The sequence below is a fragment of the Ruegeria sp. AI3 genome (assembly GCF_056541245.1).
Genome location: NZ_JBQFYA010000001.1, coordinates 464,608 through 490,198, shown reverse-complemented (window position 1 = coordinate 490,198; position 25,591 = coordinate 464,608). Strand labels below are relative to the sequence as shown.

Genomic DNA, 25,591 nt, shown 5'->3' with positions numbered 1-25,591 from the left:
CTTCGCTTTCTGCTTGTTGCCAGTTCCGAATATGTTGCGAGAGCGTTGAGTTGTGGGCTTGGCTTTTTGCTTCTTGCCATTTCCAAATAGGTTGCCAGAGCGTTGGGTTTTGGACTTCGCTTTCTGCTTGTTGCTACTTCCGAATTGGTTGCGAGAACTCAGGGTTTTGGATTTGGCTTTTCCATGATCCTTACCGGCATTTTTTGCGCCGTTGCTTTTGCCAGATTTTCCCTTTTCGCCGCTCTTGCCCCCGTCTTTTCCTCCCTTACCGGAATTCCCCTTGCCACCTCCGTTGCCCCTTCCGTTCCCCTTGCCTTTGCCGTTGCCTTTATCGTTTTTTGCGTAAGCCGCATCCGGCGCAAAGGCAAAAGTCGCAACGGTACCGGACGCCAGCACCAATGCAGAAATGGTCAAAAAAGATGTCAGGTAATTGCGAAGTTTAGATTTGGTCATCTCAGCCCCCCAGCATCGATCCATCTGGGTTATACCACGAATCTCAAAAATGTGGGGAGTATCGCTTCGATTGTTTCCTCTGAAGCTATTTCGAGGGCAAAATCTATGACTTTGTCTTGTTTTTAGCAGCGTTGATCTACTTCGGCGCGCAGTGACGTCTAGCGAGTCAACTCTCGCATGCCCTGTTCCAACCCAGCCAGCGTCATTGGCACCATGCGGTCCTCGAAAATCTCTTGGATCATGCCGATGGAGTGGGTGTAGCCCCAGTATTTCTCGGGCACCGGGTTGATCCAAAGGTTTGACGTCCACTGCTCGCGCGCGCGTTGCAGCCAGACTTGGCCTGCTTCTTGGTTCCAGTGCTCGTTGGCGCCGCCGGGGTAGGCGATCTCGTAGGGGCTCATCGAGGCGTCGCCCACGAAGATGCATTTGTAGTCGCCGCCATAGGTGCGCAGCACCTCGTGGGTTGGGATCTGTTGGTCCCAACGGCGGCGATTGTCGCGCCAGACGCCTTCATAGAGGCAATTGTGGAAGTAGTAGTATTCCAAATGCTTGAACTCGGTCCGCGCGGCCGAGAACAGCTCTTCAACCACCTTGATATGCGGGTCCATGGAACCGCCGACGTCGAGAAAAAGCAGGACCTTGACCGCGTTATGCCGCTCTGGCCGGGTTTTGACGTCGAGATAGCCGTGTTCGGCAGTGGCGCGGATGGTGCCGTCGAGGTCCAGCTCCTCTGCCGCGCCCTCGCGGGCCCAGCGGCGCAGACGCTTCAAGGCGACCTTGATGTTGCGCGTTCCTAGTTCAACAGTGTCGTCTAAGTTCTTGAATTCGCGCTTGTCCCAGACTTTCACCGCGCGCTGGTGACGGCTTTCCTTCTGGCCGATCCGCACGCCTTCGGGGTTGTAGCCATAGGCCCCGAACGGAGAGGTCCCTGCCGTGCCGATCCACTTGTTGCCCCCCTGATGACGGCCTTGCTGCTCTTTCAGGCGTTCGCGTAAAGTGTCCATCAGTTTGTCAAAGCCGCCAAGGGCTTCGATCTCGGCCTTTTCCTCGTCCGAGAGGTGTTTTTCGGCCATCTTGGCCAGCCAATCCGCGGGGATGTCGACCGCCTCCAGTACCTGATCGAAACTGATCTCACCCAGCCCCTCAAAACTGGCGGCAAAAGCGCGGTCGAACTTGTCGATATTGCGCTCATCCTTCACCATCGAGACACGGGCGAGGTAGTAGAACGCCTCGACATCATAGGTGGCCAGGCCCTTTTTCATCCCCTCCAGAAAGGTCAGATATTCCCGAAGAGAGACCGGAATGCCTGCTTTTCTGAGGTTTTCGAAAAAGGGCAGGAACATGGGCTACACCAAGAACCGCACAAGGATCAGAGACAGGATCAGGCCCAAAAGCGCAAAGGCGATGCCGTAACCGGCGGCGTATTGCGCCATGTCGGCCCGGTTGCCGTTGCGCTTGCGCGCGGCCATTACGCCCAGGATCGCACCCAAAACAGCCATTCCCACTACTACGAGCATTCGTCTGTCATCCGCCTGTATTCTTTCTCGACGTTCCCGCGTCGCCCTCTGCCAGAGACCGGGCCACCAGATCCGAGCCAAACCCGTATCGCGCCCATCCGATACTGTCCAGCCTGACGGCACGTGCCTGCTGCTCCTGTCCGGCTTGTTTCAGAGCCTCGGATTTCAATAGCAGCAACGTCGCCAGAAGTGAGGCGTTCTCGGCTCGTGTTATCACGTCAATTGCGGAGTTCAGATCGGGCAGGATTTCGGGCCCTCTGTCCTGCGCCAGCGCAAAAGAGGCTGTTTGGGCCGTGACATGCGCGCGGTGAACCTCGGTTCCGGGGGTGGCGTTCAGGAATTGCAGCGCGATCTGATAGTTCTGCAAGGCGGCGGCGGGATCGCGAAACTGGATCATGCGGCCCATAAGGTAATGCGGATAAGCACGGCGGTGGTCGGTCCAGCCCTGCCGCCGTCCGATCTCGGCCGCGCGTTTTGCTGCGCGCAGCTGTCGGGGGGAACCGGGACCGGGGCCGAGGGCTTTATTGATCGCGTCGACCCATTCGCGCGGGGTTTCGGTCAACGGTTGCACCGGCAGCCGGTCGCCGCGCGGGTTGAGGCGGCTGAGCAGGCCGGGGATTACGGCCTCGACCTGTTCACGGGACATCCCCGAGCGCAGTTCAGGAGAATAGGCTGCCCGCAGGATCAACATATCGAACCCGGTCAGAACGGTGTGGATATTGTCATCGTTGAACACGGAATCGGGCAGATGATAAAGGTCGTTGAGCGGCCCCAGCGCCTGCGCCAGTTCCTCATGTAGACAATCGCGAATTTCCTGCGGGCTGACATCTGCAGGGATGAAAATGCCCAGACGCTCGCGCCGTTGCAACTCGGTCCAGCTGCTTTTGGGCTTGCGGCGGTCGCGGCGGTATTCCTCTAGGCTCGATGAATTGGGGACCACGAAACAGGCGGCATTGGGCAGGATGCGTTGAATATCGCGCTGGGTGACGGCCTCAATGGTGATGTTGGCCTGACCCTCTGGAATTTGCCGGATGTCGATCCTGGCCTCGCGCCGAATGCGAGACAGCAGGTTGTTAAGGTCGCGCTGCATGCTGGCCGTCGGAGTGCCGGTCAGGCGCACGGTGACGGGTGTTTCGAACCGGGTGAAAACCGGCAGCTCAACGCCGCTTTCCAGCGCAAAATGAAGGTCAAAGAAATCGGCAGCAATGTTGGTATTGGACCGCGCAGGTGGCGTTGGCCGCGACGCCGAGAACGACTTGGTAGGGGGCAGGGATTGCTCAACGACCTTGACGTTATCCGGCAATTCGATCCGTTCGACCGTTGTACAGGCTGACAGCGCCAATACGGCAACGAAGGCGGCAAATCGCTTCATGCGCGATTGTACTTTATGAACGGCGTCAGGGTGCCAATCCGATCATAGAGCTGGCGTGCGGTGTGATTAAACTCCTGCGTGAGCCAATAGACTGACGGAGCACCCTGACGATCGGCCTCATCATAGACCGCCTGTATCAAGGCGCGCCCAACGCCGGTTCCGCGCGCCTCGGGGCGGGCGAACAGGTCCTGCAGATAGCAGACATTCTCCACCTTCCAGCCGTGACGGTGAAAGAGGAAATGCGTCAATCCGACCAGCTTGCCGTCCTGTTCCGCAACGAAGCCCGAGAAATCTTGCGGGTCATCGCCCAGTAGACGTTCGAATGTCGTCTCGTAGATGGCGTCGGGCAGGGTGGTTTCGTAGAATGCAAGATAATCACGCCACATGTCGGCCCATTGGGCCTTGTCCGCGGCGGTCAGTGGGCGGATTTTGAGGTCGTTGGCCAAGTGATGCGTCCTGCTTATTTGGTTTCTGGGATGCTGACACCCGGACCGCCAAGAAGCAAGCCGCGCTCACATCCTGTTCAACGTCGACTGCGCGCCATGAAGGCCAATCGCTCAAACAAATGCACGTCCTGTTCATTTTTCAGCAGCGCGCCGTGCAGTTTGGGCAGCGCATTGGCCCCGTCGCGCTTGAGGTCTTCGGCGCTCAGATCCTCGGCCAGCAGCAGTTTCAACCAGTCCAGAACCTCGGAGGTTGAGGGTTTCTTTTTCAGGCCCTGCGTGTCGCGGATTTCGTAGAACTGCGTGAGCGCGGTGGTCAGCAGTGCATCCTTGATACCAGGATGATGGACTTCGACAATGCGGCGCATCGTGGCCTCATCCGGGAAGCGGATATAGTGAAAGAAGCAGCGGCGAAGGAAGGCGTCGGGCAGTTCTTTTTCGTTGTTCGAAGTGATGATCACGATCGGGCGGTTCTTTGCCTTGATCGTCTCGCCGGTCTCGTAGACGTGGAACTCCATTTTGTCGAGTTCCTGCAGAAGGTCATTGGGAAACTCGATATCCGCCTTGTCGATCTCATCAATCAGCAGAACGACCTTTTCGTCGGCCTCAAACGCTTGCCAGAGCTTGCCCTTGCGGATGTAGTTCGAGACGTCATGCACACGCTCTTCGCCCAGCTGGCTGTCCCGCAACCGGCTGACGGCGTCGTATTCGTAAAGGCCCTGCTGCGCGCGCGTTGTGGATTTCACATTCCACTCGATCATGCGCAGACCCAACGCGCCGGCGACCTGTTTTGCCAATTCGGTCTTGCCAGTGCCGGGCTCCCCTTTGACCAGCAAGGGGCGCTCCAGCGTGACGGCGGCGTTCACGGCGATGGTCAGATCATCGGTGGCGACATATTCGGCTGTGCCTTGAAAACGTGCGGTCATCGGGTCCTCTTGCTGTTTCCGGCGAAACTGTGGTGTCCGGGTTACAGAGCGATGGGGAATTTGACAAGCCGGGCCGCTGCGTCGGTGAATCAAATTTACCAGCGAGTCCAACCGCTTTTGCATGATTCGCAGGCAGGTGTCTTTCTCGAGGGTTGAACAATGCCCTGAAATTGCCTGTCGATTTTCACAGAAAAACAAGGATTTGTTGTTTTAAGTCTCATATTTAGATGAAGGCTTGCGACGGGGCGTCGGTTCTACGTTTGTGTAGTGACATTCCAGTGCCCGTCGGCTAAACGCTGCGCAGAAGGGAGAGCCAAATGTCTGGTGAAGCAACCGTGACCGACGTTACAGGCCATACCGAGGGAGCAAATATGAAGCAGGAAGTTTTTCTGCCGGAGGACTACCGTCCGGCCGAAGATGAGCCTTTCATGAATGATCTGCAGCTTGAGTATTTTCGCCGCAAGCTGCTGGACTGGAAGACAGAACTACTCGCAGGCAGCCGCGACACGATCGAAGGGCTGCAGGACAACACCCGCAACATTCCGGACGTCGCCGACCGCGCCAGTGAGGAAACCGACCGCGCGCTGGAACTGCGCACACGGGATCGTCAGCGCAAACTGGTAGCGAAAATCGACTCGGCGCTGCGCCGGATCGACGAAGGCGAATACGGGTATTGCGAAAAAACAGGCGACCCGATCTCGCTGAAGCGTCTGGATGCGCGCCCGATCGCGACAATGACGCTCGAGGCCCAGGAACGGCATGAACGTCGCGAAAAGGTCCATCGCGACGATTGATCGTCCTGATAAAGTGAATAATTCAAACGCCGGGGCCTGTCGCTCCGGCGTTTTTGCGTTAAGGCAAGGCCATGAAGATCAACGGTTTGAAGTTTTGCGTGGTTGGCGGCGGCATTGGCGGCCTTGCGGCGGCGTTGGCTCTGCGTCAGCGCGGGGCGCAGGTGACGGTGCTAGAGCAGGCCCGAGCGCTGACCGAGGTCGGAGCAGGCCTTCAAATCAGCGCCAACGGGATGTCCGTTTTGCGCGCCTTGGGGGTTGCGGGGGATCAGCCTAAAGCCGCGCAATTCTCGTGCGGAACACTTCTGCGCGACTATCGCAAGGGCCGGGTGATCAGTCGTATTCCAGCCCCGGCGGCGGGCCCGACATTCTACTATCACCGCGCTGACTTGCTTGAGTTGTTGCGACAGGCATCAGAGGAAGCAGGTGTCGACATACGCCTTGGTGCGCGCGTGCAGACGGTTCGAAAACACCCGTCCGAGGCCGAGATTGTGCTGGATGACGGTGAGCGCTTGGGGGCAGAATGTGTCATTGCGGCAGATGGAGGTCGCAGCACCCTTCGCCCGATCCTGAATGGCCCCGAGGCTCCTGCCTTTACCAACCAGATCGCCTGGCGTGCAACGGTGCCTTGGGAGGACCGGGTCGAGAGACCGCAAGCCTCACTGACTATGGGGCCGGGGCGCCATGTGGTCACCTATCCGCTGCGCGATCAGCACCTGATGAACGTCGTCGCAATTGAAGAACGCTCGGACTGGCAGCAGGAAGGCTGGCGCGTAGAGGGCGATCCCAATGAACTGCGCGCTCGGTTTGCCGATTTTGGAGGGCCTGTGCGGGACATTCTGACAAAGGTCGAAGAAACGCATCTGTGGGCGCTGTTCCTGCGTCCGGTAGCCGAGAGATGGCAGAACGGACGCTTGGTCCTGTTGGGCGATGCCGCCCATCCGACGTTGCCCTTCATGGCGCAAGGGGCCTGTCTGGCTCTTGAGGATGCCTGGGTTCTGGCACGCTCTTTCGACAGCCAATCGGGTGTGAGGCAGGCTCTTGCAGCCTACGAAGCCGCGCGCCAGCGTCGCGCGCAACATGTGGTCGCTGCGGCTTCCACAAATGCGCGAAACTTCCATTTGCGCGGTCCGATGCGTTTGGCCGCGCAAGCGGTTCTGGCAGCAATAGGTCCGCGACTGACGCGTAAATACGACTGGATCTACAACTACGATCCGACCGTCTGATCTCAGGTGTCCAGATCGACCCAGACCGGCACGTGATCCGAGGGTTTTTCGTGCCCACGCACCTCTTTGTCGATCTGACAGTCCCGCATCAGATCTGCGGCCTGTGGGGTCAGTAGAAAATGGTCGATGCGAATGCCGTCATCCTTGTTCCAGGCTCCGGCCTGGTAGTCCCAGAAGGAATAGTGGCCTGCACCTTGCACACGGGCACGGAACGCCTCAGTGAAGCCAAGGTTCAGGATTTTGCGGAAGGCAGCCCGGCTTTCGAGGCGGAACAAGGCGTCCTCGCGCCATGCATCGGGGCGTTTTGCGTCTTCTGCTTGGGGAATGATGTTGTAGTCGCCCGCCATTAACGCAGGCTCTTCGCTGGTCAACAGGGCGCGGGCGCGATTGTACAGACGCTCCATCCACGCCAGTTTGTAGTCGTATTTTGGCCCGGGCGTTGGGTTTCCGTTCGGTAGATAAAGGCCACAAACCCGCAGCGCCTGCTTTCCAACAACCGTTGCTTCGATCCAACGCGCTTGTTCATCTTCTTCGTCACCGGGCAAGCCGCGCGTTACATCCTCCAAAGGTAGCTTCGAGAGGATTGCGACTCCGTTGAAGCTCTTCTGACCATGTGTTTCGACATTGTATCCGCGTTCTTCGAAGATTTCTCGGGGGAAGTTCTCGTCGACGGACTTGATTTCCTGCAATAGAACCACGTCCGGCTGGGCTTCATCCAACCAACGTGGCAAGGCTTCGGCCCGCGCTTTTATGCCATTGATGTTGAACGTGGCGATTTTCATGCGCGATCCTCCGAAGCTGTTGGCAACCTATCGCCCAGAATGATCCCAGCGGCAAGGTGGTGGGTGCGGTTGCGAGGCTCTGCCTCGCGCTCCGAGGTATTTTTGGCCAGATGAAGAAACGGATCCTTAACCAATTTGGTTGTAGCAATGAGATGCGGTACAGGCGGAGGCGCCGATGACCGCGCCAGGTGAAGCTCTCCGGCGTTCAGGTCGGAGAGTGGATCCCTGCTTCATCTGGCTGAAAATACCTTGGGGGTGTGGGGGCAAAGCCCTCACGTGGTTTACATGGAAAACGACGTGCCGCATCCGCAGGAGGACGTCGCGTTGGGGTTTTCGATCACGAACCGCGCGCCGATCAGTTCCTGGGTAAAATCAATGACCGCATTTTCCAGAAAGGGCAGGGAGATCGAGTCGACAATCACCTTTTGGCCTTTGCCTTCGAGAACAAGGTCGTCCTCTTTTGGTGCGTCCAACGCGATTTCGTATTGAAAACCGGAACATCCGCCGCCTTCAACGGCGACACGCAATGCCTGACCCTGATTGGCGGCACCGATTTCAGCAAGGCGCTCAAACGCTCGTTCTGTGACTGTCGGAGGCAGATTCATGCCGGACTCCAAAGGTTTATTTCCCAACCAACGTACAATATATGAAACCTATCGACAGGCGACAAGGACCAGACTTTTGGATAGAGCGGGTTTTGCCTCGGATCCAGGCCGCGCACGGGGGCGGTTGGTGCCTGAGGAGGAAAGCAGTTTCCGGTCATGCTTTCAGCGAGATCGGGATCGCATCATTCATGCCAGCGCGTTCCGGCGGCTTAAGCACAAGACGCAGGTTTTTGTCGAACATGAGGGCGATAGCTACCGCACCCGCCTGACGCATTCAATCGAGGTGGCTCAGGTTGCGCGGACCATTGCGGGTGCGTTAGACCTGAATCCGGAGCTGACGGAGGCCATTGCGCTTGCGCATGACTTGGGTCACACGCCTTTTGGGCACACGGGGGAGGATGCGCTGCATGCGTTGATGGCGCCCTATGGTGGTTTTGACCACAACGCGCAGGCCATCCGCATCGTAACCAAGTTGGAGCGCCACTATGCCGAGTTCGACGGCTGCAATCTGACTTGGGAATGTCTTGAAGGGATCGCAAAGCACAACGGACCGGTGACCGGAGAGCTGCCTTGGGCTCTGGCCGAATGTAATGGTGGGTTCGATTTGGAACTGCACACCCACGCCAGCGCCGAGGCGCAGGTGGCGGCCTTGTCGGACGATATTGCCTATAACAACCACGATCTGTTGGATGGGCTTCGGGCCGACCTGTTCTCTGACGATGAAATCCAGCTACTCCCGATTGTGGGAGAGTGTTATGCGGCGGTTGATCGGGCCTATCCCGAGCTTGATCCGTATCGCCGCCGGCATGAGGCGCTGCGGCGGGTTTTTGGTGTCATGGTCTCGGACGTAATTGATACGTCGCGAGAGCTTATTGCCGGATCGGGTGCGCAGTCGGTTGAGGATATCCGTCACCATGGCGCTCCGGTCATTCAGTTTTCTGACGGGCTTTGGGTGCAACTCAAGGAAATCCGCGCCTTCCTGTTCGCGCGGATGTATCGCGCGCCCAGTGTGATGGAGGTTCGGGAAAAAGTGGCTCGTGTGGTTGAAGATCTGTTCCCGATCTACCTGAGTGATCCCAAGCAGATGCCGACCCGTTGGCATGACGATATCGAAGCGGCGCAGGATGAGATCGCGCTGGCACGGATCGTTTCAGACTACATTGCGGGCATGACCGATCGGTTTGCGCTGCAGGATCACAAGCGCCTGACCGGCCAGTAACTATTCGATCCCGATATAGGCCAGCGCCCAGACCTGCTGACCGGCTTGTTCCTGAGCCAGATCAGCGTCGTCGGTAGGCGGGAACACGATCATGGTTGGGCCGTAGCCACCGATGCCCATCGGGCTGCCGTCCGCATGGGTCGCGACAATGGGGTTGTGGGCCTCAATACTGCTCCAGGGAATTTCGGCCTGATAGCCGTCTAGCGCCATGGGTTTGGCGGTTTTCCCTTCGGCCCCGGCCATGGTCATCACCGCTGACAGAAGTGGGCCAGAGAACGTGATCTCGCGTTTGTTGCCTTCGGGGCCGTAGGGGATCGTGATTTCGGTCTGATCAAGCGCGTCCAGCATCGCGGTGTCGAAACCGGCGGCTCCGTTATGCGTGACCTCCAAATACCCAAGCAGACCGCCGTCATTTTCACCGCGCGCTGGCAGGTTGGTCTCAGAGACGGCGCCGCCCAATGTCAGCAGAACGTGCCCCTTGGGCGAGGGCATCTCGGCCCATACGGGCGTTGCTAGGGCAAGGACAAGGGGCAGGACTAGGCGCATGGGTCGTCTCCGGTTTTGTAATCCTGCCCAAATTAGCTTTGTTCGGGGACAATCCAAGCCCAAACCGATGCCTTCCATTGACCTTGACGGTTTGCGTGGTAAACCGCCGGGCAAGCAAAAGGACATCCGAAATGAACCTGTTTTCCGAGATCCGCGGTCTTGTACTGGACGCGTTGGCGCAGATGCAGTCCGAAGGCGCGCTGCCCGAGGGGTTGAGCTTTGACAGCGTGGCGGTCGAGCCGCCGCGCGATGCCGCGCATGGCGATATGGCGACCAATGCGGCGATGGTGCTGGCCAAGCCCGCCAAGATGAAGCCGCGCGACATTGCGGACGCTTTGGCACTCAAGCTGGCCGCCGATGACCGGATCACCAGCGCCGAGGTTGCGGGGCCGGGGTTCCTGAACCTGCGTCTGGCCGCGACGGTCTTGCAGGGTGTTCTTGCGCGCGTGTTGGAGATGGGCACGGATTATGGCCGCTCGACCATGGGACAGGGGCAGAAGGTCAACGTGGAATATGTCTCGGCCAACCCGACCGGCCCGCTGCATGTGGGCCACACGCGGGGCGCGGTGTTCGGGGATGCTTTGGCGAGTTTGCTGGCCTATTCGGGTCATGACGTGACGCGCGAATACTACATCAACGACGGTGGCGCGCAGGTGGATGTGCTGGCGCGTTCGGCCTACGAACGCTACCGCGAAGCCAATGGTCTGAGCCCCGAGATTGCCGAGGGTCTCTATCCCGGTGACTACCTGATCCCGATCGGCGAGGCGTTGAAAGAGAAATACGGGGATAGTCTGATCGACAAGCCCGAGAGCGAATGGCTGGAAGATCTGCGCAACTTCGCCACCGACGCGATGATGGACCTGATCCGCGCGGACCTGAAGGCGCTGGGCGTCGAGATGGACGTTTTCTTCTCGGAGAAATCCCTCTACGGCACGGGCCGGATTGAGGCCGCGCTGCAGTCGCTGACCGACAAGGGCCTGATCTATGAGGGCGTGCTGGAGCCGCCCAAAGGTAAAAAGCCCGAGGATTGGGAACCGCGCGAGCAGACCCTGTTCAAATCGACCGAGCATGGCGATGACGTCGACCGCCCGGTCAAGAAATCGGATGGTGCCTGGACCTATTTCGCCCCGGATATCGCCTATCACTATGACAAGGTCAGCCGTGGTTTTGATGCGCTGATCGACGTGTTTGGCGCGGATCATGGTGGCTATGTCAAACGGATGAAGGCCGCCGTTTCCGCGCTATCTGACGGCAAGGTATCGCTGGACATCAAGCTGACCCAGTTGGTGAAGCTGTGGAAGAATGGCGAGCCGTTCAAGATGTCCAAGCGGGCCGGGAACTTTGTCACCCTGCGCGATGTGGTCGATCAGGTTGGCCCGGACGTGACCCGTTTCGTGATGCTGACCCGCAAGAACGACGCGCCTCTGGATTTCGATTTCGACAAGGTGCTGGAGCAGAGCCGCGAGAACCCCGTGTTTTACGTACAATACGCCCATGCCCGCGTCATGAGCGTGCTGCGCCGCGCGGCCGAGGCCGAGATTGCTGCCGACGATGCGACCCTTGTGGGCGCGGATCTGGGCAAGATCGACCATGCCTCAGAGCTGGCTGTGGCCAAGAAACTGGCCGAATGGCCACGCTTGGTTGAGATCGCAGCCCGCACCAACGAACCGCACCGCGTTGCGTTCTATCTGTATGAATTGGCAGGGGATTTTCACGCTCTGTGGAACAAGGGCAACGAAGAAACTCAGCTGCGCTTCATCCAGGATGGCGATGTTGCCACAAGCCAGTCGAAAATCGCATTGGCCCGTGCCGTTTCTGTTGTGATTTCAGCAGGCTTGGGTATTCTTGGCGTTACTCCGGCGCAGGAGATGCGGTAACCAATACCGCCCGAACCGCCGGTCTGAGGCAGACAAGAAATGACCCGCGCGCCTTAATTTCAGGCGCAATCGGGCGGTGAGGCGGACATGACGAGTTACGATTACTCGGGGCATCAAAGCCCCGGGCAGATGCATTACCCGAATCAATCCTATGCCGATGATGGGTATGATTACCCAGACGAAATGGCCGACCATGCCGCGCCGCGCAGCGGTTTTGGCGTCGGCAAGGCGATGAATGTGCTGGGGGCGGTCGCGTCTTTGGCGCTGGTCGCCGGAATCGGGATCTGGAGCTACAAGCTGGTGATGCGCGATGTCAGCGGCGTGCCTGTTGTCCGTGCCGCCGAAGGTCCGATGCGCATTCAACCCGAAAACCCGGGCGGACGCCCAGCGGATCATCAGGGTCTGGCCGTGAATGCCGTTGCTGCCGAAGGCTCGGCAGCCGCTCCTGCGGATCGTCTGATCCTGGCCCCGCGTCCAGTCTCGCTGACCGATGAGGACCTGCCCGCTGGTGAATTGAAGCCCACCAAAGCTGTTCATGTCGTCGAAGAGCCTATCTCGAACGAAGAGGCCGCGGCGCTGCGGCAGAACGCAGTGGACGCACTGGTAGCCGAACTCGCGGGCGAGGCGGCTCGTGCCAATGATGAACAAACCGAGGATGGAGTGCAGTTGGCGTCTCTGGTGACGCCCGAGGAAGAGCCTGCGATTGACCCGGCGGATTTCGCCGCAGCCCTGCCGGACCCGGCCATTGCCGAGCTCCCGGGCGTGCGCCGCTCATTGCGCCCGCAGACCCGCCCGGCTCGCCGTGCGGTGGTCACCGATACGTCTGAGGCGGCGATCAATGCGGCCGTCAAATCCGCCGTTGGGTTGGATGTAGACCCTGACACGCTGAGCAAAGGCACTCGTCTGGCGCAGCTTGGCGCTTTTGAAAGTGCCGATGTCGCCAAATCCGAATGGGCGCGTCTGAACGGTCAGTTCGGTGAGTATATGGATGGAAAACAGCGTGTTATCCAGAAAACCTCAAGCGGTGGCCGCACTTTCTACCGGTTGCGCGTGAGTGGCTTTGATGACTTAAGCGACTCACGCCAGTTCTGTGCGGCGTTGGTGGCGCAGGGCGCCGACTGTATCCCGGTGGCCGTCAGGTGACGTTCGGGGCCGCAATTTCTGACGCAAAAGCGCTGCGGCTGACCGATGACGAAAGGGCCCTGTTCCGTGAGATGAACCCGTTTGGGTTCATCCTTTTTGCCCGCAACATCGAAAGCGCCGATCAGGTCCGCGCCCTGTGCGATGATTTTCGCGAGGTCGTCGGACGGAATTGCCCTATCACGATTGATCAAGAGGGCGGCCGTGTTCAACGCCTGCGCGCCCCTCTGGCGCGCGAATGGATGCCGCCGCTCGATCATGCTGAACGGGCCGGAGAGCATGCGGAACGCGCCATGTACTTGCGCTATCGCCTGATTGCGCATGAGCTGTTTGAGCTGGGGATCGACAGCAACTGCGCCCCGATGGTGGACGTAGCGCGACCGGAAACCCATGCCTTTCTCCGTAACCGCTGCTACGGCAGTGATCCAGATAGCATCGCTCAACTGGGGCGCGCCGTTGCGCAAGGCCATCTGGATGGTGGAGTATTGCCCGTCGTTAAGCACATGCCCGGTCACGGTCGGGCCACGCTGGACACCCATTTCGACCTGCCGCGCGTCGACCTGCCTCTCGACGAGTTAACTCAGACCGATTTTGCTCCGTTCAAGGCTTTGAACGACCTGCCAATGGCGATGACCGCTCATTTGCTATTCGAACAGATCGATCCGACTCCGGCCACGATCTCGGCCCCGATGATGAAGGTCATCCGCGAGGTAATCGGCTTTGACGGGCTGGTCATGACTGATGACATCACCATGAAGGCGCTAAGCGGGTCTGTGCCCGAGCGTGCGGCACGGGCCTTGCAGGCGGGCTGTGATGTCGTGTTGCACTGCAACGGCAGCTTCGCCGAGCGTCGTGATGTGCTTGCGGCCGCGGGCCAGATGACCGAGGCGGCGCAGGTCCGCGCAGATCGGGCCTTGGCCATGCGCAAAAAGCCCGCCGAACTTGACATCGAGGCCACTGAGGCTGAACTATCTGCCCTAATGGGCGGGCAGGTATATGAACGATAATCTTTTCAGCGAAGATCCGGTTTCGGTCGCTGACCGGCTGGCAGCCGAAGCGCTGATCGTTGACGTCGACGGGTTCGAAGGCCCGTTGGACGTGCTGCTGACCCTATCGCGGACGCAAAAAGTCGACCTCCGCAAGATCTCGGTTCTGGCACTGGCGCAGCAATATCTGGCTTTTGTCGAAAAGGCGCGCGCGCTGCGGATCGAACTGGCCGCCGACTATCTGGTGATGGCCGCTTGGCTGGCCTTTCTCAAATCCCGCCTCCTGCTGCCGCCTGACCCGGACGATGAGGGGCCTTCGGGAGAGGAACTCGCCGCGCATCTGGCGTTTCAGCTCGAACGCCTGCAGGCCATGCGCGATGCCGCCGCCCGGCTCATGGCGCGCGACCAGTTGGGGCGTGATTTCTTCAAGCGTGGGCAGGCCGAAGACGTCACCCGCATTCGCACTGTCACCTATTCGGCTACGTTGCTGGACCTGATGCAGGGCTATGCGCGCATCCGCACCCGCGATGAATTCCGCCCCTTTGTGATGGACCGCGACTCGGTGTTCACGATGGAGCAGGCGCTGGAGCGTATGCGCCCTCTGATCGGGTTTGCCGGTGCCTGGACCGATATGGAGACCTATTTGCCCGACGGATGGGACGGTGATCCGGTGCGGCGACGCTCGGCTACGGCGGCAACCTTTGCGGCCTCGCTGGAGCTGGTGAAAGAAGGACATATGGAGATCAAGCAAAGCGACACCTTTGCCCCGATCCATCTGCGCAAGAGGACCGAGACCCGTGACTGACGCCCCCGAAGAAACCGGCACCCTGTTCGAAGCGCCCCCTCTGGCCGAGCAGGAGCGGATGGTCGAGGCGGTGTTGTTTGCCAGCGCCACGCCGGTGACAAATGCCGATCTTGAGGCGCGGATGCCGCATGGTAGCAATGCGGCGCAAGCCGTTGATTTGCTTCAGAAACGTTACGAGGGCCGCGGTGTACGCGTGGTCAAGGTGGGTGAGGCATGGGCGATCCGGACCGCCCCTGACCTTGGCTTTCTGATGCAGAAAGAAACGGTTGAGACTCGCAAACTGAGCCGCGCGGCAATCGAAACACTTGCCATCGTGGCCTATCACCAGCCTTGCACGCGGGCCGAGATCGAAGAGATTCGCGGTGTCTCCGTCTCACGTGGGACAATCGACCAACTGCTTGAGATGGAGTGGATCCGTCTGGGCCGCCGCCGCATGACGCCCGGTCGTCCGGTAACCTTTGTCGTCACGCCCGAGTTTCTGGATCACTTCGGGCTGGAAAACGCCCGCGACCTGCCGGGCCTCAAGGAATTGCGCGCCGCTGGCTTGTTGGAAAACCGCCCGCCGCCGGGTGCTATCCCACTGGGCGAGGGGCGCGAAGACGAAGTTGACGAAGATCAGACCGAACTCTTCGAGGAAGAGTGATCAGACAGCCCTTTTGCCGCCGGATAGATACCCTATCTCTAGGCGCAGGAAACGGAGTTGAGCAATGAATGCAAATCGGATCATCGACATGATCGTCCGCCAGGTCACGCGCCGTCTTGTCAACAAGGGGATCGACAAGGGATTTGATATGGCCAGCCGTATGGGCGGTTCGTCGGATGCGGACAGTAGCCAACCAAAAGGGAAACCGGGGCCGGCCCAGTCGCAGAGTATCAAACAGGCCAAGCAGATGACCCGTCAGATGCGGCGGTTCATGCGGTTTTAGGTAGCCGCCTTGAAGTGTTTGGACAGTTTCAGTCCCTGTCCTTGATAGTTCGAGGCAATGCCCGCGCCATATAGCTGTGTGGGCATTTCGGACATCTTCTCATAGACCAAGCGCCCTACGACCTGACCGTGTTCTAGCACGAACGGGGCTTCGTGGCAGCGAACCTCAAGCACACCGCGCGATCCGGCACCACCTGCGGCCGCGTGGCCAAAGCCGGGGTCAAAAAAGCCCGCATAGTGAACACGGAACTCACCGACCATGGCCAGATAGGGGGCCATTTCTGCCGCGTACATGGGTGGGATATGCACCGCCTCCCGGCTGACCAGGATATAGAACGCGCCGGGATCGAGAATGATGCAGCCATCGCTCGTGCGCACCTCTTCCCAATAATCCTGCGGATCGTATGCGCCGATCCGGTCCAGATCAATCACGCCGGTATGCGGCTTTGCGCGATAGCCAACCAGATCGGTGTCAGGCAATTGCAGGTCAACCGAAAAGCCCAGACCGTCCTGAATAACTGCAGGCCCATCGACCAGCGGGGATTCGGTGTGCAGGGCGGTCAATTCCGCGTCGGTCAGAACGGCCTGACCCTGACGGAAGCGAATCTGGTTCAGCCGCATGCCGGGCCGTACAAGAACCGAGAAGGAGCGCGGGCAGATTTCAGCGTAAAGCGGGCCGGTGTAGCCTGCGGGCACCCGGTCGAACTCGGTGCCGCCATCGGTGATTGTTCGCGTCAGCAGGTCCAGCCGCCCGGTTGAGCTTTTGGCATTCGCCACCGCGCTGGTCTCAACGGGCAGGGCGAGCGATTCCATCAACGGCACGAGATAGACGCAGCCTTTCTCGAGCACGGCTCCGTCGGTGATATCGATCCGGTGCATCTCAAACTCGGCCAAACGGTCGGCGACCGATCGCCCTTCGCCCGCAAGAAATGAAGCGCGGACGCGGTAAGCCACTGTTCCCAAACGAAGATCAAGGCTGGCGGGTTGCACCTGTGCCGGGATCACGTCCGGGCTGGCACTGATCTCACCGCGTGTGATCATCGCTTCGATCTGCTGGTTTGGGCATACACCTGTCATTTCGATCCCCCCTGATGCCAGAGCGGGATCTGGCCTGTCTGCCATAAACGTCGGTGTGATTTGGTCGGGCTAGCAGGACTCGAACCTGCGACCTTCCGTCCCCCAGACGGACGCGCTACCAGGCTGCGCCATAGCCCGACGTTGGAGTGTTCATAACGGTTTTCCCGGCAGGGGCAAGAGGAAAACATTGCCTTTTTTCTATCCTGCCGCCCGTGTTTCCACCCGGTTCAACCATGCGCGCAAATCCTTGGCCAAGGGCGCGATACGGCTGAGTAGTTCATCATCGAATTCGGACCGATTCCATGCCAGTGAAGCAATGCCTCCAACCAAAGGCGCGGCATCCAGATCGGCTGGTTCGGCGCTTTCCTCTGGTGCCTCAGCCTCTCGCGGTGCGTCGAGGTCCATCGGGATTTGTTCGGTCTGAGGTGCAGGTTTGGCGGAAAAGGGAACAACGGTGCTGTCCGTTTCCTCGACTGCAGGCTCATCCAGAGACGGCGAGAGCGCTGCGACATGGGCGACACCCTGTTCGCGCAAAATCCGCTGTACGGCCTTGATGGTGATCCCATCCTCGTGCAGCAGCTTTTTGATACCGCCCAGCAGACGCATGTCATTAGGGCGATAGTACCGGCGCCCTCCGGCCCGTTTCACGGGTTTGACCTGGGTAAACCGGCTTTCCCAAAAGCGCAGGACATGGGCCTGTACTCCGAGCCAATCCGCAACTTCACTTATGGTGCGAAATGCGTCGGGGGATTTGCTCATGTCCGCGAGTTCCTAGGATTACTTGCGATTCCCGGCGGCGACGCGATCCTTCATCAGGTGCGACGGACGGAAAGTCAGCACGCGGCGGGGTTGAATGGGAACCTCTTCGCCGGTCTTGGGGTTGCGACCGATACGAGCGGTTTTGTCCCGAACGCTGAACGTGCCGAATGAGGAAATCTTAACCTGTTCACCGCGAACCAGCGCGTCGGACATGTGGTTCAGAACGCTTTCCACCAGCTGCGCGCTTTCGTTGCGTGACAGGCCAACTTCACGAAAGACGGCTTCGCTTAGATCCATTCGGGTCAGTGTTTTGTCGCTCATACCTTTTCCCCTGTTGATGTCAAAGCATAGGGCGGGGGCAAATTCACTGTCAATATCAATGAATTGCAGGTGGGGGCGTAAGCTGAATTGCGCCGGTTACCAGCGCAGAACAACCGCGCCCCAAGCCAGCCCGCCGCCAATGGCTTCGGTTACGATCAGATCGCCTTGCTTGATTTGCCCACGCTGTTTGCCAACCGACAGGGCCAGAGGGATCGACGCGGCCGAGGTATTGCCGTGATCCTGCACGGTGACCACAACATTCTCCATCGGCAGGCCCATCTTCTTGGCTGTGCCTTGAATGATGCGGATATTGGCCTGATGCGGCACGATCCAATCCACGTCCGAGGCCGTCAGCCCGGCGCGATCGAGTGCGGTGTTAGCGGTTTTGGCAAGCTTTTCAACGGCATGACGGAAGACCTGGTTGCCTTGCATCCGCAAATGACCGGTCGATTGCGTTGACACGCCACCATCCACATAGAGCAGGTCCTGATACCGCCCGTCCGAGTTTAGATCGGTTGCCAGAACGCCTCGGTCGTCCGACGTGCCGGTGCTTTCCTGTTCCTCAAGGATCAGGGCGCCTGCGCCGTCGCCGAACAACACGCAGGTCGAGCGGTCGGTCCAGTCCATGATTCGGGAAAACGTTTCGGCCCCGATCACCAGAACGCGTTTAGCCTGACCCGAGAGTATCAGCGCGTTCGCATTGCTCAGCGCGAAAACGAATCCGGCGCAGACGGCCTGCACATCAAAGGCAAAGCCGCGCGTCATGCCAAGGCGGGCCTGAACCATCGTCGCTGCAGACGGAAAGGTCAGATCAGCGGTTGAGGTCGCAAGGACGATGGCGTCAATGTCGTCGGCTTCCAGCCCCGCATCTGCAAGGGCGGCTTGTGCGGCATTGGTCGCCAGATCTGAGGTGGTTTCACCTTCGGCAGCAAAGTGGCGGCGTTCGATCCCCGACCGGGTTCGGATCCATTCATCCGTCGTATCCAAAGTCTGTTCAAACTCGGAATTCGGGACAACACGTTCGGGCAAATAATGTCCGACACCTACAACGACTGAACGGCCTGCCATGTTTGAGGTACTGCCTTTTTGTTATTTTTCCGCCTGCGGCGCGGCATGCGCGGCATCTTGTGCAAGCTGGGCCGTTGATGCAACCCGTGCTGCCAATTTTTCGGCAAAACCTGATTGGGCCAGTGTAAAGGCCAGCTTGACTGCGGCTGACACTCCGGTCGCGTCTGCGCCGCCGTGGGATTTCACCACGGTTCCATTCAGCCCCAGGAAAACGCCTCCGTTCACGCGGCGCGGATCGATGCGTTTTTTCAGGCGGTTGAGCGAGGTGATCGCCAGCACCGATGCAAGTCGAGAGAGGGGTGTGTATTTGAACGCTTCGCGCAGAAGATCGCCGATCAGGCTGGCTGTGCCTTCGCCGGTCTTGATTGCGACGTTGCCGGTAAACCCATCGGTCACAATTACATCTGCCTTGTCGCCGGGAATATCGCTGCCTTCGACAAAGCCGACGAAATCGAAATTCGCGGATTCGGCGAAGTCGGTGATCATGGCATGCGCTTCTTTCAGCTCTGCCCGACCTTTGTGTTCCTCGGTGCCGACATTCAGAAGCCCGATCCGAGGGCGTTGCAGCGCCATGCCGTTGCGCGCGTAGGAGGCGCCCATCAGCGCATATTGCAGCAGATCCTTGGCGTCGGCGCGCACATCGGCGCCTACATCCAACATAACGTTGAACCCCTGAGGGTTGCGCGAGGGCCACAGAATCGCAATCGCCGGGCGGCTGACACCGGGCAGTTTTCGCAGACGCATCATCGACAGCGCCATCAGGGCGCCGGTGTTGCCACAGGATACCGCGCCATGGGCATCGCCCTGACGCACGGCCTCAAGCGTGGACCACATCGAGGTCTGTTTGCCGTTGCGCACAACCTGGCTGGGCTTGTCTTCCATCGTCACGACGTCAGGACAATCACGAAAATCGACGCGCCCATCAAGGACGCGCCGTTTCGCTACGAGCTTGCGCAGCTTGTCTTCCGGACCGTGCAGCAGAAACCCGATATCGGGGTTTTTTTTCGCCGATTGCGCCAAACCTGCAACAACGGCTACGGGACCATCGTCCCCCCCCATGGCATCAACGGAAATGATGATCCGTCCGGCGTGCGTGGGTTGTTCCGTCATGCGAAGGCTGGCGCTCGATCAGGCTTAGGCTGCGTCTTCGTCCAGGTCGATTTCGTCGGCCTGAGCGACGACTTCACGGTCGTCATAGTGGCCGCAGGATGCGCACACGTGGTGCGGGCGCTTCAGCTCGCCGCAGTTCGGGCATTCGTTCGGGTTTGCAGCAACCAGAGCGTCGTGTGCGCGGCGGTTGTTGCGACGCGACTTGGAAACTTTGTTCTGTTGGACGGCCATGGTCTCAACCTTTGTCTACTGAGGGTCAGCAGAATCGCCGCCGACCGGGTTTCATATTTCGTTTATCGTGGTTTGACGCGCGTTTAGGGTACATGCCCCACGTTGTCCAACCCTAAATCCGATGAGCGCGCGAAAATACTGCGATTCTCGACATGTTCAAGCGATTTTTCTGACCGCTTGCTATGACAGGAAATCTCTGCCCTGTCACTCGTCTTTTTTCAGCGCATCGCGCAAACCTGCCAGTCCGGCAAAGGGTTTGGCATCTTCGTCAGTCATCGCCTGTTTGCCTGGCTCGGTATAGTCGGCCTGCTCCAGTTCCGCACCCTCCTTGCGTGGATAAAGGGGGAGGGCCAACGACAGCGCCTCGATCATCACTTGGGTGGGGTCAATTTCGGACCCCAAGGCTTCGGTTTCGTCGCCTTCGGGGATTTCGAACTCTTCATCTTCTGGGTCCGCCCATTCGGCTAGGAAGGAGCGAGTCACAGGGACGTCGATACGCGTGGTCACCGGTTCCAGCGTCACGACGCAGGGTTGCACGACAGTTGCGCCCAGTTTGGCGGTCAGGACCCAGTCCTTCTTTCCTTCGGCCTCAACTTTGCCGACAAAGCTGAGCTTGCGCAGACCCAGCAGGTCAAGCGCGGCTTTGATGTCGTCCAGTTCCGTCGCGTTTGGGCGCAATTCGAAGGATGTTGGCGTGTTTTGGGGCAGGTCGGCCACCCGCAGAGATGTCGTGTTGCTCATTCGTGACCCTTTCCTATGTTGAACCGGGGCATCGGTTTCTGTAAGCGGATAGGGGCCGTTACGGATCAAGGCAAGAGGGTGTATATGGTGATGGGTGCAAACAAGGTGAAACGAGCAGCGAAATCGCTCGTCTTTATTGCCTGTCTGGCTGCTATTGCGGCCTGTACGCCGACCTTCAAGAATCACGGCTATATTCCGCCTGCCGAAGATCTGGCCGAGATCAAAGTGGGTGTCGATACCCGCGACACCGTGGCCGAAGCCATCGGCGCGCCCGGAATTTCCGGCGTTGTGCAAGATTCGGGCTACTACTACGTCGCCTCTCGCGTGCGCTTTTACGGCCCCAAACGGCCCGAGGTCGTATCGCGCGAGTTGGTTGCAATCAGCTTTGACCAGCGCGGCGTAGTCCGCAATATCGAGAGGTTCGGTCTGGAGGACGGTGTCGTCGTGACCCTCGAACGGCGCGTGACGGAATCCAGTATCCAGAACAACGGCTTCCTGCGTCAGCTGCTGGGCAATATCGGCAACTTCAACCCAGCTAACATTCCGGGCGCCACCAACTAAGTCACAGGATTGTCGCGTCGCCTTCACAAGGCAGTCACATCTGCTGTGCTAGCAGAGCCACAAGGTTGAATTCCGGTCGGCAAGGGCGGAGGATGCAGTCATGGCTGTGTTGTTGAGCAAAGGGCGCTTTCGGGCGCGTCTGGCGCAGAGTGACGAAGATCTGGCGGCGGCGCAGGCGCTCCGAACGTGGGCGTTTGGCACCGGCGCATTGGATGCTGACGCGTTCGATCCCGTTTGCGCCCATGTTCTGGTCGAAGACCTGCAGGACGAGGGCGCTCTGGTCTGTTGTTTCCGCATGCTGACCATGGAGAGCGGTGCTGAAATCGGGCGTAGCTACTCGGCGCAGTTTTACGATCTGACCAGCCTCGAAGGATTCTCAGGCCGCATGGTCGAGATGGGGCGGTTTTGTATCCACCCCGACTGGACAGACCCGGACATCCTACGTGTGGCGTGGGGTGCGATGACGGCCTATGTGGACCAGAACGGGATCGAGATGCTGTTTGGATGTTCCTCATTCGCAGGGACCGAGACGGCCGAGTATCTGGACGCGTTCGCGATGCTCAAACACCGTCATTTGGCCCCGAAACGCTGGCTGCCGCGGGTGAAAGCGCCGGATGTGTTTCGGTTTGCGTCCAAGCTGCGTCGCAGGCCGGACGTCAAGAAAGCGATGCTGCGAATGCCGCCATTGCTGCGCACCTATCTGATGATGGGCGGCTGGGTTAGCGATCATGCGGTGGTGGATCGGCATATGAACACGTTGCACGTTTTCACCGGGTTGGAGATTGGGGCGATTCCTCCAGCCCGAAAACGGTTGTTGCGGGCAGTGGCCGGGTAGTTCCGTATTTTCAACGACAAGACGGTGTGGGCGTTGACGCGCCAGCGCTGCCGGTTTAGCTGGCGGGCATGGCGAGAATTCCTTTGTTGCAGATGTCTGGCATTTCCCTGACCTTCGGGGGTGATCCGGTGTTTTCCGGTTTGGATCTGGTGGTCCAGCCGGGTGATCGAGTTGCGCTTGTAGGGCGCAACGGCTCGGGTAAATCCACCTTGATGAAGGTGATGGCGGGGCTGGTTGAGGCGGATCAGGGCGAGATCGTTGTGCCTCCCGGCAAATCCGTTGGGTATATGGAGCAGGACCCGGGGATGGAGGGGTTCGCGACGCTGGGCGATTATGCCTCAAGCGGGTTGGAGTCGGGCGAGCTGTACAAGGTCGAACGCGCCGGTGAGGGACTGAAATTCGATCCGTCACGCCCCGTTGAGACCGCCTCAGGCGGGGAACGGCGGCGGGCCGCTTTGGCCAAACTTATGGCCGAAGCGCCGGACCTGATGTTGCTGGACGAGCCGACCAACCATCTGGACATCGAAGCCATCGCTTGGCTCGAGCGCGAATTGGGCGCGACGCGGGCCGCTTATGTGCTGATCTCGCACGACCGCGCGTTCCTGCGGGCATTGACCCGCGCGACCCTGTGGATTGATCGCGGCATGGTGCGGCGACAGGAGCAGGGTTTCGAGGCGTTCGAGACTTGGCGCGACAAGGTCTGGGAAGAGGAAGATCAGCAGCGGCACAAGTTGAACCGTCTGATCAAGTCCGAGGCGAAATGGGCGGTCGAAGGGATCAGCGCGCGGCGCAAACGCAACCAGGGACGTGTGCGGGCGTTGCAGGCCCTGAGGGCCGAAAAGGCAGCGCAGATCAAACGTCAGGGCTCGGCGGCTATGTCACTCGAAGCGGGTCCGAAATCCGGTCGCAAGGTGATCGAGGCCAAGGCTCTGTCCAAAGCCTATGGCGACAAGCAGATCGTGCGCGGCTTTGATCTATTGGCGCAGCGCGGCGATCGGGTTGCTTTTGTTGGACCGAACGGGGTGGGCAAAACCACTCTGTTGAAGATGCTGCTGGGGCAGGAGGCGCCGGATGAGGGCTCTGTAACCCTTGGCACCAATCTCGAAATCGCGGTGTTTGACCAGACCCGCGCGCAGTTGGACCCTGAGATGAGCCTGTGGGACAGTCTGACCGGAGACCCCGAAATGCGGGTGTCGGGCAAGGCCGATCAGGTCATGGTTGGCGGGCAGCCCAAGCATGTTGTGGGTTACCTGAAAGAGTTTCTGTTCGATGAACGCCAGGCAAGAGCAGCTGTTAAGTCCCTGTCCGGCGGGGAAAAAGCGCGTTTGTTGCTGGCGAAACTGATGGCGAAACCGTCGAATCTGCTGGTGCTGGACGAACCGACCAACGATCTGGATGTGGAAACTCTGGACCTGCTGCAAGAGCTGTTGGACGACTATGACGGCACGGTTCTGCTGGTCAGCCACGACCGGGACTTTTTGGACCGCGTTGCCACCACAACCATCGCGATGGAGGGCAATGGCCGCGCGACCGTCTATGCGGGCGGGTGGTCGGACTATATCGCTCAGCGGGGTGATCTTGCCCCTAAGAAAGAAGAGAAAACAAAAGCTTCCAAGCCAAAGGTGAAGCAGGAAGCCAAGCCGAAGACAGGCCTGTCCTTCTCGGAAAAGCATCGGCTGGAGAAGCTCCCGGCCGAGATTGCGCGGCTGGAGGCTGAGATTGCCAAGCTGGAAGAGCTGATGGCAGACCCCGACCTGTTCACGCGCGAGCCGGTCAAGTTCCAGAAAGCCACCGAGGCGCTGGTCGAACGGCAGGAGAAACTGTCGGTCGCTGAGGAAGAGTGGCTGATGCTGGAGGAAAAGGCCGAAGGCGGGTAGTAAAAGACCCGAAACCCGTTTCCTCAGAATTTCAAGGTCGTCTTATGCGCGTCCCCGGATCGGGCGTGCGGGGTTGCCAACGACCGTTTCATCGGGTGCGACAGATTTGGTCACGACACTGCCCGCGCCGATAATGGCCCGGTCACCGATTGAGACACCAGGCAGGATTATAGCGCCGCCGCCAATCCAAACATTCTCTCCAATCGCGACCGGATGCGCGATTTCAAGACCGTCTGCGCGCAGGTCGGGGTCCTTGGCGTGTTCAGCGCAGTAGATCTGGACGTTAGGGCCGAGCATTGTGTCGCTGCCGATCCTGACAGGCGCGGTATCCAATATGGTACAGCCCGCGTTAAAATAGACACGATCGCCCAGAGATAGGTTGAATCCATAGGCGCAATGAAACGGGGCTTCGATGAAGCACATATGCCCGGTTTCGGCGAAAAGCGCGCGCAACTCAGGCGCGATAGGGCCGCGATCATCGGGATGGCATGTGTTGTGGGCGTAAACGGCGCGACGGGCGGTCTGGCGCAAGTCTTCCAGTTCTGGATCGAGGCAGGTGTACCACGCACCCGCTGTCATTTTCTGCCGTTCACTCATGTCCTTAGGGTTAGCGCATCCGCAGCGCTCCGTCGATGCGGATGACCTCTCCGTTCAGATAGCCCATCTCGACGATGAAGGCGGCGAGGCGTCCGTATTCCTTCGGGTCCCCCAAGCGAGGTGGGTTTGGGACGTCAGCGGCCAATTGGGCTTGCACCTCTTCCGGCAGACCGGCCAGCATGGACGTCATGAAGATGCCGGGCGCGATAGTCATCACTCGGATACCTGTTGAGGCCAGATCGCGTGCCATGGGCAGCGTCATACCAACCACGCCGCCTTTTGAGGCCGCATAGGCCGCCTGACCCTTTTGCCCGTCGAATGCCGCGATTGAAGCGGTGTTGATGATGACTCCACGGGCACCGTCCGCGTCGGGCTCATTCAGGGCCATTTGGGCTGCGGCAAGACGGGCGACATTGAAACTGCCCACCAGATTGATGTCGATTGTGCGCTGGAATGCGTCCAGAGGGTGCGGGCCATCGCGCCCAACGGTTTTGATACCATCCGCAATACCGGCGCAATTCACGGCAGCGGTGATCTTGCCCATTTTGGCCGTGGCCAGCCCGACCGCCGCTACGACCGAGGCTTCTTGGGTTACGTCAGTCTCAGTGAAATGCCCTCCGATCTCGGCGGCGACCTTCGCGCCTCGCTCGGCATCGCGATCCAGCAGCGTGACCTGAGCACCTTGCGCGGCAAAGTACCGGGCGGTGGCTTCGCCCAAACCGGACGCACCGCCGGTGATGATGGCTGCGGTGTCGGACAGGTTCATGATAGGCCTCCTCGCGGGTTAATGAACATATGTTC

At 59.5% G+C, this 25,591-nt stretch carries 30 protein-coding genes and 1 tRNA gene; 13 read left to right on the top strand and 18 right to left on the bottom strand.

Annotation, left to right across the window (positions count from 1 at the left end):
- Positions 1 to 102: 102 nt before the first annotated feature.
- On the top strand, positions 103 to 579 hold the full coding sequence (locus ACRZ95_RS02430) for a hypothetical protein (protein ID WP_170373960.1): 477 nt from the start codon (positions 103 to 105) through the stop codon (positions 577 to 579).
- 32 nt (positions 580 to 611) lie between these two features.
- Here ACRZ95_RS02430 and ACRZ95_RS02425 read toward each other — a convergent pair whose 3' ends face one another.
- The 5 genes from ACRZ95_RS02425 to ACRZ95_RS02405 form a co-directional block, all read right to left on the bottom strand.
- Positions 612 to 1,796, bottom strand: coding sequence for a vWA domain-containing protein (locus tag ACRZ95_RS02425; protein WP_170373959.1), 1,185 nt, complete (start codon positions 1,794 to 1,796; stop codon positions 612 to 614).
- A 3-nt stretch (positions 1,797 to 1,799) separates the two neighbouring features.
- Positions 1,800 to 1,970, bottom strand: a complete 171-nt coding sequence (locus tag ACRZ95_RS02420; protein WP_170373958.1) for a hypothetical protein — start codon at positions 1,968 to 1,970, stop codon at positions 1,800 to 1,802.
- A gap of 7 nt (positions 1,971 to 1,977) precedes the next feature.
- The gene (locus ACRZ95_RS02415) at positions 1,978 to 3,342 is read right to left on the bottom strand and encodes a DUF2927 domain-containing protein (RefSeq protein ID WP_170676296.1); all 1,365 of its coding nucleotides are present in this window, start codon (positions 3,340 to 3,342) and stop codon (positions 1,978 to 1,980) included.
- Positions 3,339 to 3,788 (bottom strand): N-acetyltransferase family protein, encoded by a 450-nt coding sequence (locus ACRZ95_RS02410; RefSeq protein WP_480554456.1) that lies wholly within the window; start codon positions 3,786 to 3,788, stop codon positions 3,339 to 3,341. Before ACRZ95_RS02410 ends, ACRZ95_RS02415 begins: the two co-directional genes overlap by 4 nt.
- Before the next feature lie 77 nt (positions 3,789 to 3,865).
- Entirely contained in the window at positions 3,866 to 4,711 is an 846-nt protein-coding gene (locus ACRZ95_RS02405; protein WP_170466382.1) for an AAA family ATPase, read from the bottom strand.
- 371 nt (positions 4,712 to 5,082) lie between these two features.
- On the opposite strand from ACRZ95_RS02405, the gene dksA reads away from it, so the two are divergent.
- Complete coding sequence (gene dksA, locus ACRZ95_RS02400; protein WP_170374347.1) at positions 5,083 to 5,505, top strand: RNA polymerase-binding protein DksA; 423 nt, start codon at positions 5,083 to 5,085, stop codon at positions 5,503 to 5,505.
- A gap of 71 nt (positions 5,506 to 5,576) precedes the next feature.
- Positions 5,577 to 6,728: an FAD-dependent monooxygenase gene (locus ACRZ95_RS02395; protein ID WP_170676294.1), complete on the top strand. Its 1,152-nt coding sequence runs from the start codon at positions 5,577 to 5,579 to the stop codon at positions 6,726 to 6,728.
- A 2-nt stretch (positions 6,729 to 6,730) separates the two neighbouring features.
- On the opposite strand, the gene xth is transcribed toward ACRZ95_RS02395, so the two are convergent.
- Both xth and ACRZ95_RS02385 read right to left on the bottom strand, forming a co-directional pair.
- Positions 6,731 to 7,510: an exodeoxyribonuclease III gene (gene xth / locus ACRZ95_RS02390; RefSeq protein WP_170676292.1), complete on the bottom strand. Its 780-nt coding sequence runs from the start codon at positions 7,508 to 7,510 to the stop codon at positions 6,731 to 6,733.
- Between the two features lie 281 nt (positions 7,511 to 7,791).
- Positions 7,792 to 8,115: a HesB/IscA family protein gene (locus tag ACRZ95_RS02385; RefSeq protein ID WP_170676290.1), complete on the bottom strand. Its 324-nt coding sequence runs from the start codon at positions 8,113 to 8,115 to the stop codon at positions 7,792 to 7,794.
- 76 nt (positions 8,116 to 8,191) lie between these two features.
- On the opposite strand from ACRZ95_RS02385, the gene ACRZ95_RS02380 reads away from it, so the two are divergent.
- Complete coding sequence (locus tag ACRZ95_RS02380) at positions 8,192 to 9,334, top strand: deoxyguanosinetriphosphate triphosphohydrolase (protein ID WP_170676288.1); 1,143 nt, start codon at positions 8,192 to 8,194, stop codon at positions 9,332 to 9,334.
- Here the strand turns inward: ACRZ95_RS02380 and ACRZ95_RS02375 are convergent, their stop codons facing one another.
- Positions 9,335 to 9,880, bottom strand: a complete 546-nt coding sequence (locus ACRZ95_RS02375; RefSeq protein WP_170676286.1) for a molybdopterin-binding protein — start codon at positions 9,878 to 9,880, stop codon at positions 9,335 to 9,337.
- A gap of 131 nt (positions 9,881 to 10,011) precedes the next feature.
- Here ACRZ95_RS02375 and argS point away from each other — a divergent pair, with 131 nt between their 5' ends.
- The 6 genes from argS to ACRZ95_RS02345 all read left to right on the top strand — a co-directional run bounded on the left by argS (position 10,012) and on the right by ACRZ95_RS02345 (position 15,614).
- Positions 10,012 to 11,757, top strand: coding sequence for an arginine--tRNA ligase (gene argS, locus ACRZ95_RS02370; protein WP_170676284.1), 1,746 nt, complete (start codon positions 10,012 to 10,014; stop codon positions 11,755 to 11,757).
- 87 nt (positions 11,758 to 11,844) lie between these two features.
- Positions 11,845 to 12,900: an SPOR domain-containing protein gene (locus ACRZ95_RS02365; protein ID WP_170676282.1), complete on the top strand. Its 1,056-nt coding sequence runs from the start codon at positions 11,845 to 11,847 to the stop codon at positions 12,898 to 12,900.
- On the top strand, positions 12,897 to 13,904 hold the full coding sequence (nagZ, locus tag ACRZ95_RS02360; protein ID WP_170676280.1) for a beta-N-acetylhexosaminidase: 1,008 nt from the start codon (positions 12,897 to 12,899) through the stop codon (positions 13,902 to 13,904). Before ACRZ95_RS02365 ends, nagZ begins: the two co-directional genes overlap by 4 nt.
- On the top strand, positions 13,894 to 14,688 hold the full coding sequence (locus ACRZ95_RS02355; protein WP_170483405.1) for a segregation and condensation protein A: 795 nt from the start codon (positions 13,894 to 13,896) through the stop codon (positions 14,686 to 14,688). Before nagZ ends, ACRZ95_RS02355 begins: the two co-directional genes overlap by 11 nt.
- The gene (scpB, locus tag ACRZ95_RS02350; RefSeq protein WP_170676278.1) at positions 14,681 to 15,331 is read left to right on the top strand and encodes an SMC-Scp complex subunit ScpB; all 651 of its coding nucleotides are present in this window, start codon (positions 14,681 to 14,683) and stop codon (positions 15,329 to 15,331) included. Before ACRZ95_RS02355 ends, scpB begins: the two co-directional genes overlap by 8 nt.
- Positions 15,332 to 15,395: 64 nt before the next feature.
- A complete protein-coding gene (locus tag ACRZ95_RS02345) occupies positions 15,396 to 15,614 on the top strand; it encodes a hypothetical protein (protein WP_170483409.1) in 219 nt (72 codons plus the stop codon).
- Here ACRZ95_RS02345 and ACRZ95_RS02340 read toward each other — a convergent pair.
- The 8 genes from ACRZ95_RS02340 to ACRZ95_RS02305 all read right to left on the bottom strand — a co-directional run bounded on the left by ACRZ95_RS02340 (position 15,611) and on the right by ACRZ95_RS02305 (position 20,920).
- Positions 15,611 to 16,690 (bottom strand): 2'-deoxycytidine 5'-triphosphate deaminase, encoded by a 1,080-nt coding sequence (locus ACRZ95_RS02340; protein WP_170676276.1) that lies wholly within the window; start codon positions 16,688 to 16,690, stop codon positions 15,611 to 15,613. The two genes, ACRZ95_RS02345 and ACRZ95_RS02340, sit on opposite strands and share 4 nt — an antisense overlap.
- A gap of 61 nt (positions 16,691 to 16,751) precedes the next feature.
- Positions 16,752 to 16,828, bottom strand: a tRNA-Pro gene (locus ACRZ95_RS02335).
- A 60-nt stretch (positions 16,829 to 16,888) separates the two neighbouring features.
- On the bottom strand, positions 16,889 to 17,449 hold the full coding sequence (locus ACRZ95_RS02330) for a MerR family transcriptional regulator (protein ID WP_170676274.1): 561 nt from the start codon (positions 17,447 to 17,449) through the stop codon (positions 16,889 to 16,891).
- Between the two features lie 18 nt (positions 17,450 to 17,467).
- A complete protein-coding gene (gene ihfA, locus ACRZ95_RS02325) occupies positions 17,468 to 17,770 on the bottom strand; it encodes an integration host factor subunit alpha (protein WP_037316145.1) in 303 nt (100 codons plus the stop codon).
- 96 nt (positions 17,771 to 17,866) lie between these two features.
- The gene (locus tag ACRZ95_RS02320) at positions 17,867 to 18,838 is read right to left on the bottom strand and encodes a beta-ketoacyl-ACP synthase III (protein ID WP_170676273.1); all 972 of its coding nucleotides are present in this window, start codon (positions 18,836 to 18,838) and stop codon (positions 17,867 to 17,869) included.
- Positions 18,839 to 18,859: 21 nt separating this feature from the next.
- Positions 18,860 to 19,948: a phosphate acyltransferase PlsX gene (gene plsX / locus ACRZ95_RS02315; protein WP_170548168.1), complete on the bottom strand. Its 1,089-nt coding sequence runs from the start codon at positions 19,946 to 19,948 to the stop codon at positions 18,860 to 18,862.
- Between the two features lie 24 nt (positions 19,949 to 19,972).
- On the bottom strand, positions 19,973 to 20,179 hold the full coding sequence (gene rpmF, locus ACRZ95_RS02310; RefSeq protein WP_008756996.1) for a 50S ribosomal protein L32: 207 nt from the start codon (positions 20,177 to 20,179) through the stop codon (positions 19,973 to 19,975).
- A gap of 204 nt (positions 20,180 to 20,383) precedes the next feature.
- Positions 20,384 to 20,920, bottom strand: a complete 537-nt coding sequence (locus ACRZ95_RS02305) for a DUF177 domain-containing protein (protein ID WP_170676271.1) — start codon at positions 20,918 to 20,920, stop codon at positions 20,384 to 20,386.
- An 84-nt stretch (positions 20,921 to 21,004) separates the two neighbouring features.
- Here ACRZ95_RS02305 and ACRZ95_RS02300 point away from each other — a divergent pair, with 84 nt between their 5' ends.
- The 3 genes from ACRZ95_RS02300 to ACRZ95_RS02290 all read left to right on the top strand — a co-directional run bounded on the left by ACRZ95_RS02300 (position 21,005) and on the right by ACRZ95_RS02290 (position 24,193).
- On the top strand, positions 21,005 to 21,481 hold the full coding sequence (locus ACRZ95_RS02300; protein ID WP_170466431.1) for an outer membrane protein assembly factor BamE domain-containing protein: 477 nt from the start codon (positions 21,005 to 21,007) through the stop codon (positions 21,479 to 21,481).
- 100 nt (positions 21,482 to 21,581) lie between these two features.
- Positions 21,582 to 22,316, top strand: a complete 735-nt coding sequence (locus tag ACRZ95_RS02295) for a GNAT family N-acyltransferase (RefSeq protein WP_170676269.1) — start codon at positions 21,582 to 21,584, stop codon at positions 22,314 to 22,316.
- A gap of 68 nt (positions 22,317 to 22,384) precedes the next feature.
- On the top strand, positions 22,385 to 24,193 hold the full coding sequence (locus ACRZ95_RS02290) for an ABC-F family ATP-binding cassette domain-containing protein (RefSeq protein ID WP_480554451.1): 1,809 nt from the start codon (positions 22,385 to 22,387) through the stop codon (positions 24,191 to 24,193).
- A gap of 42 nt (positions 24,194 to 24,235) precedes the next feature.
- Here ACRZ95_RS02290 and ACRZ95_RS02285 read toward each other — a convergent pair whose 3' ends face one another.
- Together ACRZ95_RS02285 and ACRZ95_RS02280 are read right to left on the bottom strand one after the other, a co-directional pair.
- Positions 24,236 to 24,772: a sugar O-acetyltransferase gene (locus ACRZ95_RS02285; protein ID WP_480554449.1), complete on the bottom strand. Its 537-nt coding sequence runs from the start codon at positions 24,770 to 24,772 to the stop codon at positions 24,236 to 24,238.
- Between the two features lie 28 nt (positions 24,773 to 24,800).
- Complete coding sequence (locus ACRZ95_RS02280) at positions 24,801 to 25,556, bottom strand: 3-hydroxyacyl-CoA dehydrogenase (RefSeq protein ID WP_480554447.1); 756 nt, start codon at positions 25,554 to 25,556, stop codon at positions 24,801 to 24,803.
- Positions 25,557 to 25,591: the final 35 nt, after the last annotated feature.